General features: G+C 64.2%; 9 protein-coding genes. 6 read left to right on the plus strand and 3 right to left on the minus strand.

Annotation, left to right across the window (positions count from 1 at the left end):
• Positions 1–90: 90 nt before the first annotated feature.
• The 3 genes from ACE04A_RS13145 to ACE04A_RS13155 all read left to right on the plus strand — a co-directional run bounded on the left by ACE04A_RS13145 (position 91) and on the right by ACE04A_RS13155 (position 2,953).
• The gene (locus ACE04A_RS13145) at positions 91–1,062 is read left to right on the plus strand and encodes an ABC transporter substrate-binding protein (RefSeq protein WP_259246055.1); all 972 of its coding nucleotides are present in this window, start codon (positions 91–93) and stop codon (positions 1,060–1,062) included.
• A gap of 204 nt (positions 1,063–1,266) precedes the next feature.
• Positions 1,267–2,157, plus strand: a complete 891-nt coding sequence (locus ACE04A_RS13150; RefSeq protein WP_438858150.1) for an ABC transporter permease — start codon at positions 1,267–1,269, stop codon at positions 2,155–2,157.
• Between the two features lies 1 nt (position 2,158).
• Positions 2,159–2,953, plus strand: coding sequence for an ABC transporter ATP-binding protein (locus ACE04A_RS13155; RefSeq protein ID WP_259246057.1), 795 nt, complete (start codon positions 2,159–2,161; stop codon positions 2,951–2,953).
• 224 nt (positions 2,954–3,177) lie between these two features.
• Here the strand turns inward: ACE04A_RS13155 and ACE04A_RS13160 are convergent, their stop codons facing one another.
• The 3 genes from ACE04A_RS13160 to ACE04A_RS13170 are packed head-to-tail and all read right to left on the minus strand — an operon-like array spanning position 3,178 to position 7,605.
• On the minus strand, positions 3,178–4,425 hold the full coding sequence (locus tag ACE04A_RS13160) for an NAD(P)/FAD-dependent oxidoreductase (protein WP_448717356.1): 1,248 nt from the start codon (positions 4,423–4,425) through the stop codon (positions 3,178–3,180).
• Positions 4,418–6,094 carry an NAD(P)-binding protein gene (locus ACE04A_RS13165; protein ID WP_448717355.1) on the minus strand — a complete coding sequence of 559 codons (1,677 nt, stop codon included), beginning with the start codon at positions 6,092–6,094 and terminating at the stop codon, positions 4,418–4,420. The genes ACE04A_RS13160 and ACE04A_RS13165 overlap by 8 nt, the downstream gene beginning before the upstream one ends.
• A complete protein-coding gene (locus ACE04A_RS13170) occupies positions 6,094–7,605 on the minus strand; it encodes a polyamine aminopropyltransferase (RefSeq protein ID WP_279996064.1) in 1,512 nt (503 codons plus the stop codon). Before ACE04A_RS13170 ends, ACE04A_RS13165 begins: the two co-directional genes overlap by 1 nt.
• A gap of 89 nt (positions 7,606–7,694) precedes the next feature.
• On the opposite strand from ACE04A_RS13170, the gene ACE04A_RS13175 reads away from it, so the two are divergent.
• From ACE04A_RS13175 to ACE04A_RS13185, 3 genes are all read left to right on the plus strand, one after another.
• Positions 7,695–8,081 (plus strand): DUF350 domain-containing protein, encoded by a 387-nt coding sequence (locus ACE04A_RS13175; RefSeq protein ID WP_100857823.1) that lies wholly within the window; start codon positions 7,695–7,697, stop codon positions 8,079–8,081.
• Positions 8,082–8,124: 43 nt separating this feature from the next.
• Positions 8,125–9,150 carry an SPFH domain-containing protein gene (locus ACE04A_RS13180; RefSeq protein WP_259246062.1) on the plus strand — a complete coding sequence of 342 codons (1,026 nt, stop codon included), beginning with the start codon at positions 8,125–8,127 and terminating at the stop codon, positions 9,148–9,150.
• Positions 9,151–9,156: 6 nt separating this feature from the next.
• Positions 9,157–10,395: DUF4178 domain-containing protein (locus tag ACE04A_RS13185; RefSeq protein ID WP_485820192.1), on the plus strand; the 1,239-nt coding region annotated here is incomplete at its 3' end.

The following is a 10,395-nucleotide window of genomic DNA, read 5'->3' on the forward strand; positions in this document are numbered from 1 at the left end:
GACTATACGGCTTTACGGCTGACCGACCGGCGGGAAGCCGCCGGCGCAGTTGTAGTAACGAACAAAAACCAAGGGTTCAAGGAGCTTAGTATGCTGATCGGAAAAAAACATTTTCTGACGGTTGGCGCCATGGCGCTGGCAATGGCTATCGCCGCGCCGGTGTCCGCGCAGCAAAAATCGGTGGCGGTGACCGCCATCGTCGAGCACCCGGCGCTGGATGCCGTGCGTGACGGGGTGCAAGACGCCCTCAAGCAAGCCGGTTTTGAATCCGGCAAGAACCTGAAGTGGCAGTACCAAAGCGCGCAGGGCAACAACGGCACCGCCGCGCAGATCGCCCGCAAATTCGTGGGTGACCGCCCGGACGCCATCGTCGCCATCGCCACGCCCTCGGCCCAGGCCGTCGTGGCCGCCACCAAGGACGTGCCGGTGGTGTATTCCGCCGTGACCGACCCCGTGGCCGCCCAACTGGTCAAGAGCATGGACGCCACGGGCACCAACGTGACCGGCGTGTCGGACATGCTGGCGCTGGAAAAGCAGGTTGAACTGATCAAGAAAATCGTGCCCAACGCCAAGCGCGTGGGCATCGTCTACAACCCGGGCGAGGCCAACTCGGTCGTGGTGGTGAAGAAGCTGCAGGAAATTTTGCCGAAGTCGGGCATGAGCCTGGTGGAAGCCGCCGCCCCGCGTTCGGTGGACGTGGCCTCGGCCGCGCGCAGCCTGATCGGCAAGGTCGACGTCATCTACACCAACACCGACAACAACGTCGTGTCGGCCTATGAATCGTTGGTCAAGGTGGGTAACGACGCCAAGATCCCGCTGATCGCCTCCGACACCGACAGCGTCAAGCGCGGCGGTATCGCGGCGCTGGGCATCAACTACCACGACCTGGGCATGCAGACCGGCAGGGTGGTGGTGCGCATCCTCAAGGGCGAAAAGCCCGGTGCCATCCCGTCGGAAGTCATCTCCAAGCTTGAGCTCTACGTGAACCCGGGCGCCGCCGCCAAACAGGGCGTGACGCTGTCCGACGACGTGATCAAGTCGGCCGCGGTGGTCGTGAAGTAAAGCGATTCCGGCCAGACCCCGCCACGCTCAAGCGGCGTGCGCGGGGTTTTTGTTATGTTTTTTTGGGGTGCGCGGCGGCCCCGTCCCCGACGAACCGAGAAACGTTTGTTGCGAAAGCTCGGGTAAAACTGATGCCGGAACGCAAGAAATCCGACGTTTCAAGTCTTTAATATGCACCATCCTTACCCTGATTGGATTTAACCCATGTCATTGTTCTCGTTGTTAGGCGCGTTGGAGATCGGGCTGATCTTCAGCCTGGTGGCCTTGGGCGTGTTTATCTCCTTTCGCCTGTTGCGCTTCCCCGACCTGACCGTTGACGGCAGCTTTCCGCTGGGCGGCGCCGTCTGTGCCACGCTGATCGCGTCGGGCACCGACCCGTTTACCGCCACGGTCGTCGCCACCATCGCCGGCGCGGCGGCGGGGCTGGTGACGGGCTGGTTGAACGTGAAGCTGAAGATCATGGACCTGCTGGCCAGCATCCTGATGATGATCGCGCTGTACTCGATCAACCTGCGCATCATGGGCAAGCCCAACGTGCCGCTGATCACCGAACCCACCGTGTTCACCATCTTGCAGCCGGAGTGGATTTCCGACTATGTCGCCCGCCCGCTGATCCTGATCGTGATCGTGATCCTGGTGAAGCTGGCGCTGGACTGGTTCTTCGCCACGCAAAGCGGCCTGGCGCTGCGCGCCACCGGCTCCAACGGCCGCATGGCTCGCGCACAGGGTGTCAACACCGGCCGCATGATCCTGGGCGGCATGGCGCTGTCCAACGCACTGGTGGCGCTGGCCGGCGCGCTGTTCGCGCAGACGCAGGGTGGTTCTGATATTTCGATGGGCATCGGCACCATCGTGATCGGCCTGGCCGCGGTGATCGTCGGCGAAAGCATCCTGCCGTCGCGCAAGCTGGTGCTGGCGACGCTGGCCGTGATCATCGGCGCCATCGTCTACCGCTTCTTCATCGCGCTGGCGTTGAATAGCGATTTCATCGGCCTGAAGGCGCAAGACCTGAACCTCGTCACCGCGGTGCTGGTCACGATTGCCCTGGTCATCCCCATGCTCAAGCGCCGTCTCGTCGGCAAGAAGGGGCGCTGATATGTTGTCCGCCAAAGATCTGAAAATTACCTTCAACGCGGGAACGCCCATCGAAACCCGCGCCTTGCGCGGCCTGTCGCTGGACATTCCCTCGGGCCAGTTCGTGACCGTCATCGGGTCCAACGGCGCCGGCAAGTCCACGTTCCTGAACGCGGTGTCTGGCGACCTGCCGATTGATTCGGGCAGCATCGATATCAACGGCGTGGACGTGACGCGCCAGCCCGTCTGGGCGCGCGCCGGTCGGGTGGCCCGGGTGTTCCAGGACCCCATGGCGGGCACCTGCGAAGACCTGACCATTGAGGAAAACATGGCGCTGGCGCAGATGCGTGGCGTGCGCCGTGGCTATAGCCGTGCGGTCAAGGCGTCAATGAAAGACGGTTTTCGTGAGCGTCTGGCTACGTTGGGGCTGGGGCTGGAAAACCGGCTGACTGATCGCATCGGGTTGTTGTCGGGTGGTCAGCGTCAGGCGGTCAGCCTGCTGATGGCGGCCTTGCAGCCGTCACGGATTTTGCTGCTGGACGAGCACACCGCGGCGTTGGATCCGCGCACCGCGGATTTCGTGCTGCAACTGACGGCGCGCATCGTGGCCGAAAACCAGTTGACGACCATGATGGTGACCCACAGCATGCGCCAGGCGCTGGACGTGGGCGACCGCACGGTGATGCTGCATCAAGGGCAGGTGGTGCTGGACGTCTCCGGCGACGAGCGCCGCGGCATGGACGTGCCGGATTTGCTGGCGATGTTCGAGCGCGTGCGCGGGGAAAAGCTGTCGGATGATGCGTTGTTGTTGGGGTAGGACGGCGGCGTGACATGGGCGGCGCGTTGGCGTGCGGACCGTGCACGTTGGGGCGGCGTGTGATGGGTTGCGCGCGTTGGGGCGGTAAATGATGGGTTGCGCGCGTTGGGGCGGCGGCGATACGTTGCCGTTCATCGCGCGCTTCACCCATCCTACGAAGGACACCGGCTTTCCTTTATGGCGATCGCTAATTGCCCATTACCCGATCATCAAACGACCCCCACCTAAATAAACCGCCCCGGCCGAAACGCATGGTGGCGCGATGCCTCACCCTCGTCGAACATCAACTCACCCAAAATCTTCGCCGTGCCCGGCGCGGTGCTGAAACCGATGTGCTGGTGGCCCAACGCCAGCCATAATCCAGGGTGTTTCGGCGCCTGCCCGATCATCGGCCGGCTGTCCGGCAGGGTAGGGCGCCGGCCCAGCCACGCGCTTGGGTCCAAGCGCTCACCCAACGGAAACGCTTCACGTGCCCGCGCTTCCGCCATGTCCAACTGCGTGTTGCGTGGCGCGGCGTCGCAGGCGTCCAATTCCACACCCGTCGACAATCGCAGCCCGCGCGCCATGGGCGACAACACATACCCGCCGCCCGTGTCGTACACCGGGCGCGTGACGCTTGCCCCGTCTTCACCTCGGTAATGCATGTGATAGCCGCGTTCAAACGCCATGGGAAGCTCAATGCCCGTGCTCTTCAACATCGCCTTCGACCACGGCCCCAACGCCACCACCAACTGGTCCGCCGACACCGACTCGGACGCCTGCGCGCCAAGCACCGTCCATCCCTGGCCGTCGCGGCGGATGCTGGCGGCCTGCAAGCGCCGGAACGTGCCGCCCTTTGCACGGAACAGGTCGGCGTAGGCCGTGACCACCGCATGCGGGTCGTCAACCGAATACGAACCCTGGATCCACAGCGCCCGGTGAAAGATCGGTGACAACGCCGGTTCCAGCTCCGCCAATTCGGCGGCGCTCAAAGTTTGCGTCGGCACCTGATACTGCGCAAAGGTGTTGCGCGCCAACGCGCTGCCGTTCCACGCGGCCTCGCTGCGGTACAAAAACACCCAGCCCGTGTCTCGCAAGCGATGGCGAGCACCGGCATCAAGCAACAGTTTCAAATGCTCGGGCGCGGACAGCCGGATCAAACCGTCCAGCGCATTCACGGTTTCCTTGAATACCGACGGCCGCGCGTTCAACAAAAAGCGCGTCGCCCAGCCCAGGTTCCTGGCCAGATACGACGCGCGATAGCGGAACTGCACGCTGTCGTTCTTCATCAGCCGGGGCAGTTGCCCCCACAAGCCGGGGTGGTTGAACGGCATCAGTGAACTGCGCGCCAGCACGCCCGCGTTGCCCAATGACGTTTCCATGCCGGGCGCCTGACGGTCAACGAGCGTCACGCGCACACCCCGGCGCAATAGCTCCAGCGCGCAACACACGCCCACAATGCCCGCGCCCAAGACGATGACGTGCTTACCCATGTGTTCCTGTTCCTGTAGCTGTACCTGTTCCTTTACCTAGCGCGGCTTGTCCCAAAATCCGGCCCGCCGCCACTACGCCCCACCACGACGCTTCCTCGAAGACGGAATAGCCCGACAAGTCCGCATGCGCGAACAGCACCGGGCCGTCCACTTCGCGCAAGGCGGCAAGCCCGGCGTTGGATAAATAACCACAAAGCGGTGAGGCCATGGCGTGGCCGCGCACGGTGATGTCGAGCCGGCGAGCGTTGCGCCAGAACTCCTTGCCATAGGCGGCAAGCAGGTCGGCGGCGGCTTCGTCACGCAGGTCTTGCGGGCTGGCGGTGGCCAGCCATTGCCGCGCGGCGCTGGGTGACTGCCCGCTTAGCGCGTGATAAGCCGTGAAGACGCTGCGCGGCGAGCGTGTCACGCGCAGCAGTTGGTGCGTGGACACCACATAGCCCAGCGCCCGGCCCTGGTAGACCACGTTGTCCCACGACAGCGGTTCGCCGGGGGCCTCGATGGGATAGCCGTCCAGCACAAAGTTGGACACCAACCAGGGCGCATGCGACGAGGCATGCACGGCCGGGTCATACCCATAGGCGCGGATGTCGGGCAGCAGGCGTTGGGCCACGAACAGCGGCATGGCGCACACGGTGCGCTGGCTTTGCAGCGTATAGGCGCGCGGCGTGTCGTCCCCTGTCAGGCAAGTCGTCAAGGGGCCGGCGGGCGTGTCGGCCACGCGCACCGCCGTGCCGGCCATCAGCCAGCGGGAGTGCCCCAGCTTTGCGTCGATGGATTGGCGCATGCGCTCGGCCAGCACCGACAGGCCGCCCGGCCAGGTCAGCACCGCGCCTTCAGCGGCATTGGCGGCATGGCCGTCGCGGCTGGCGAAATAGTGCAGGCCCGCCCAGGCCGAAACCACGTCGTAGTTGGCGCCGTAGTCGTCGCGGCAGCAGTAGTTCAGATACCAGTGCAAGGCGGGCGACGTGTAGCCTTCGCGGTCCAGCCATTGCTTGAAGGTGATGGTGTCCAGCGCTCGCCACGCGGGGTCTTCCGACGACAGCACAAGCGGAATGCAAAAGACCTTGCGGCCGTCGTTGCCTACCTGGGTATGCAGACGTTCGATCAGCGCCAGGAAGCGATGATGTTGCGCCACGTCCGCATCGGGCAAGCCCGTCATGGGCAGCAGGCTGTCTTCCCAATGGCCGTTGCGCAGCAAGCGTTCTTGCGGCGAATGCACCAGGATTGATTCGTCGTAGTACGGGCGGATGTCGCCCGCGCCACGTTCGATGATGCCGAAGTCGGCCAGCATCTCGCGCACGTGGGTGGACGCCATCGAGGGCAGCGGCAGGTAATGCGCGCCCAGCGGATAGTGCAGTTCGTCGCGCTGCCCGCCCGCCGCGTTGCCGGCGAATTCCGGCCCTTGCACCACGACGAAATCGGTGAACCCTTCGCGCGCCAGCTTCCAGGCGCAGGACAGGCCCGCCACCCCCGCGCCCAAGATAACCACCTGATGCCGATAGTTGGCCGTGGGCGCGGGCAGCGCGGCGCCGTCGCGCAGCGCGTGCCCGGCCTGCATGCCGGGATAGGACACGTCCGCCGGGGTCTCGACGATGCGTGACCGGGCGTATCCCGCCGCGCCCGCCACCGCCGCCGTGGCCGCGCCCAGAAGAAAGCTGCGGCGGCGCATCAGCGGATGACCTTGCGCCAGTCCTCGTCGAAATAGCGCACAAGCGACTGCTCATTCAAGCGGTTGGGCGGCATCGCCAGCGCCGGCATGTCGGCGGGAAAGTGGAAGAGTTCGCGCGTGGTGACGGCATCCAGATAGCGCGTGGGCACGGTGATCTTGTCGGGCGGTGTGTAGTCGCGCCGCTTGCTGGCCAGAATGAAGCCCCAGTCGCCGAACGACGGCACATAGGTGTGGTACGGCCAGGTGTTAAGCCCCGCTTCCTTCAGCGTGGCGTCCACGCTCCAGAACGAGCGCGGGGCGAAGTAGGGCGACGTGGACTGGATCACCATGTAGCCGTTTTCCGCCAGGTGGCGCGCCATCAGGTGATAGACGGGCACCGAGTACAGGCGGCCCAGGCCGAAATTGGACGGGTCGGGAAAATCCACCACGATGAAGTCGTAGACCTCGGCGTGCGTTTCCAGCCAACGGCCGGCGTCGTCATTGATGACGGTGACGCGCGGGTCCTTCAGTGAACCCTGGTTCAATTCGACCAGCGGCTCGGAACGCGAGAACAGCCCGGTCATGGCCGGGTCCAGGTCCACCAGCGTGATGTGTTCGATGTTCTTGTATTTGAGGATTTCGCGCACCGCCAGCCCGTCGCCGCCGCCCAGCACCAGCACGTTGCGCGCCCAGGGCAGCGTCTGCAAGCCCGGATGCACCAAGGATTCGTGGTACCGATGTTCGTCGCGCGACGAAAACTGAAGGTTGTTGTTGATGTACAGGCGCAGGTCGTCGTGCCAGCGCGTTACCACCAGGCGTTGGTAGGGCGTGGTTTCGGCATGCACCACGTCGTCGCCATACAGGCCTTTTTCGGCCCAGGTCGTCATGGCGGTGGAATAGAAGAAGCCCAGCCCCAGGAAGCCGATCACCACGCAGGCGCGCAACGCCTTTTCCCCGGGGCGGCGCACCTCGGCGCGAAACAGCCACGTGGTCCACAAGGCCACGCTGGCGTTCAGGATGCCGAACAGGAAACTGGTACGCAGCAGCCCCAGCTTGGGCGCGAGCAGCAGCGGGAAGATCAGCGACACGGCCAGCGCGCCCAGATAGTCGAAGGTCAGCACGCGGCTGACGATTTCCCGGAACTCGGCCTTGCGCTGGTTGAACACCCGCATCACCAGCGGAATCTCCATGCCCACCATCAAACCGATGACGAAAACGCCCACATAGAGCGCCGCGCGAAAGGGTGCGGACAGCCAGGCGAACACCAGGAAAAGAACCGCCGCCGACACGCCGCCCAACAGGGCCACCAGCAGCTCGACGTCGATAAACCGATTCAAAACGTCTTCGTCTCTTACATATTTTGACAACCACGAGCCGATGCCCATGGCGAACAAATAGCAGCCGATGACGGAGGAGAACTGAAGGATGGAATCGCCCAGTAAATAGCTGGCCAGCGCGCTGCTGATGAGCTCATAGCCCAAACCGCAGGAAGCAACGATCAATACCGATAGGATGAGAACGCGGTCGCGCATGAGGTGTCCGGGGCGAAAAATGCGTTCGCAGTATATCGAACGCCGCGTATATACTGCGCGCAATTAGGAGGGTGGCAATGGGAGAAGCGATGCATCCGGCGGTGACCTATCTGATCTATATCGTCTCGGCGCTTGTCATGCTGGGCGTCTTCACCGCGGTCTATACCGCCGTGACCCGCTACAAGGAATTCGACCTGATCCGCGAAGGCAACATCGCCGCCGTGCTGTCGTATGGCGGCGCGCTGGTGGGCTTCAGCTTCACCCTGTGCTCAAGCATTGCCGTGCATGCCAGCTTCGTGATGTTCCTGGTGTGGGGCCTGGCCGCCATGCTGGTGCAGATCGTTGTGTACGTGGTGGTCAACAAGGCCGTCCAGGGCATGAACGAGGCCATCGAACAAAACAACATCGCCATGGGCGGCCTGATCGGTTCGATCTCGCTGGCCGCCGGCATCGTGAATGCGGCCTGCCTGACCTGAAGGCGGGCGCCATCGAATCCGATCTGACACGGGAGAGCTTTTCATGAGTCTCGGTTCCTTTATTCGCAAGCAGTTCATCGACATCCTGCAATGGAACGAGGATCGCGACGGCGTGCTCGCCTGGCGCCATCCGATGCAGGACTTTGAAATCCAGTACGGCGCCAGCCTGACCGTGCGCGAATCGCAGATGGCGGTGTTCGTGAACGAAGGCAAGGTGGCCGACGTGTTCGGCCCCGGCATGTACAAGCTGACCACGCAGACGCTGCCGATCCTGACCTACCTGAAGAACTGGGACAAGCTGTTCGAGTCGCCCTTCAAGTCGGACGTGATCTTTTTCAGCACGCGCTTGCAGCTGGGCCGGCGCTGGGGCACGGCACAACCCGTGACCTTGCGCGACAGCGAATTCGGCATGGTGCGGCTGCGCGCCTTCGGCGTGTACTCGTACCAGATTGCCGACCCGGCCAAGTTCTATCGCGAAATCAGCGGCACGCGCGACGAATACACGGTGGACGACCTGGAAGCGCAATTGCGCAACATGGTGGTGGCCGCCATGACTACGGCGCTGGGCGGGTCCAAGGTGCCGTTCCTGGACATCGCGGGCAACCAGGGGCTGATGTCGCAAAGCATCAGTGAACAACTGGCGCCGGTGTTCGACCGCTATGGCGTCAAGCTGGACAACTTCACGGTTGAAAACGTGTCCTTGCCCGAAGAACTGCAAAAGGCGCTGGACACGCGGATTTCGATGGGCATGGCGGGCGACCTGGGCAAGTTCACCCAGTACCAGACGGCCACCGCAATACCGCTGGCCGCGCAGAACGAAGGCGGTATCGCCGGCGTGGGCGCGGGCCTGGCGGCGGGCGCGGCGCTGGGGCAGACCATGGCGGCGGGTTTGGGCGTGGGGCAAGCCCAGCCCCAGCAACCGGCGCAACCCCAGCAACCCGCGGCGCCGTCGCAACCCGACCCGGTCGCGCGCTTGCAGCAGTTGAAAGACCTGCTGGATAAAGGCCTGATCACCGCCGCCGATTACGACACGGCCAAGGCGGAAGTGCTGAAGAAACTGACCAGCTAAGGCCCCATGCAGCAGGTTCTGTGTCCGCAGTGCGGCGCCCCGGTCAAGTTCACTTCTACCGCCTCGGTCATGGCGGTTTGCGGCGCATGCCGCAGCACCTTGTTGAAAGATGCCGAGTCGGTCAAGCGCATCGGCGAAATGGCCGACGTGCTGGAAGACTATTCGCCGCTGTGCCTGGGCGCGGCGGGCAGCGTCGACGGCAAGCGCTTCGATGTGATCGGCCGCATTCAACTGCGCTATGACGACGGCTTCTGGAACGAGTGGTACGTCTGGTTCGAAGACGGCGCCGACGGCTGGCTGTCGGACGCCTCGGGCCAGTACGCGGTCACGCGGCGGCGCACGGTCAAGTCCACGCAAGGGCTGCCGGCCTTTGCCGACATCGCGCCGGGTGATGTGCTCAAGCTGGACGGGCAGCGCTTCGTGGCGGCGGACGTACGCCGCGCGCAGGCCGGCGGCGCGCAAGGCGAACTGCCCTTTGTGCCCGGCAAGGGCTGGGAAGCCAAGGTAGCGGATTTCCGCAGCCTGGACGCCTTTCTCACGCTGGATTTTTCCGACGGCCCCGAACCCGAGCTCTACATCGGCAAGGCCTTCGACCTGTCCGCCATGCAGGCGGCATCGTTGCGCAGCAACGAGCAGGTGGAAGAGACGGCCGGACGTTTTCGCGGCCAGATCAAGGCGCTGGACTGCCCCAACTGCGGCGCGCCCATCAGTTTCGTGGCGGCCATGGCGACCCATGTGGTGTGCCCGTCCTGCGCGGCCGCGGTCGATTGTTCCGGCCCCACCGCCGAAGTCATCGCGAAGGCGCGCAAGGTCAAGTCGATTAGCACCACCTTGTCGCTGGGCGCGGTGGCCAAGATCAGCGGCGTCAGCTATACGCTGATCGGCTTGATGAAATGCGCCGATCCCGACCCCGACGAGCCGTCCGACTGGATCGAATACCTGCTGTTCAACCCGGCCAAGGGCTTTATCTGGCTGGTGGAAACGGACGAGGGCTGGGAACGCGTGCAAGTCTGCGACACCTGGCCCAGCCTGAACAACGCCACCAGCGTGCGCTGGCGCTCAAAGCTGTACCAAAAGCTTTACGACTACACCTCGCGGGTGGAGATGCCGCTGGGCGCGTTCAACTGGCGCGTGAAGGCGGGCGACACCACGAAGATCACCGACTACAAGGCCGGCACGCTGAAGCTGACGCGCGAACTGAGCGAGTCCGAGCTGGGCTGGTCGGCGTGGGGGGGGGGGGGGGGG

The organism is Achromobacter colocynthidis (assembly GCF_057334535.1).

Bases quoted from the DNA above. Each gene is read 5' to 3' on its own strand.
- ACE04A_RS13160 (WP_448717356.1), bottom strand. From the start codon at position 4,425: ATGGGTAAGCACGTCATCGTCTTGGGCGCGGGCATTGTGGGCGTGTGT.
- ACE04A_RS13155 (WP_259246057.1), top strand. From the start codon at position 2,159: ATGTTGTCCGCCAAAGATCTGAAAATTACCTTCAACGCGGGAACGCCC.
- ACE04A_RS13180 (WP_259246062.1), top strand. From the start codon at position 8,125: ATGAGTCTCGGTTCCTTTATTCGCAAGCAGTTCATCGACATCCTGCAA.
- ACE04A_RS13150 (WP_438858150.1), top strand. From the start codon at position 1,267: ATGTCATTGTTCTCGTTGTTAGGCGCGTTGGAGATCGGGCTGATCTTC.
- ACE04A_RS13175 (WP_100857823.1), top strand. From the start codon at position 7,695: ATGCATCCGGCGGTGACCTATCTGATCTATATCGTCTCGGCGCTTGTC.
- ACE04A_RS13170 (WP_279996064.1), bottom strand. From the start codon at position 7,605: ATGCGCGACCGCGTTCTCATCCTATCGGTATTGATCGTTGCTTCCTGC.
- ACE04A_RS13145 (WP_259246055.1), top strand. From the start codon at position 91: ATGCTGATCGGAAAAAAACATTTTCTGACGGTTGGCGCCATGGCGCTG.
- ACE04A_RS13165 (WP_448717355.1), bottom strand. From the start codon at position 6,094: ATGCGCCGCCGCAGCTTTCTTCTGGGCGCGGCCACGGCGGCGGTGGCG.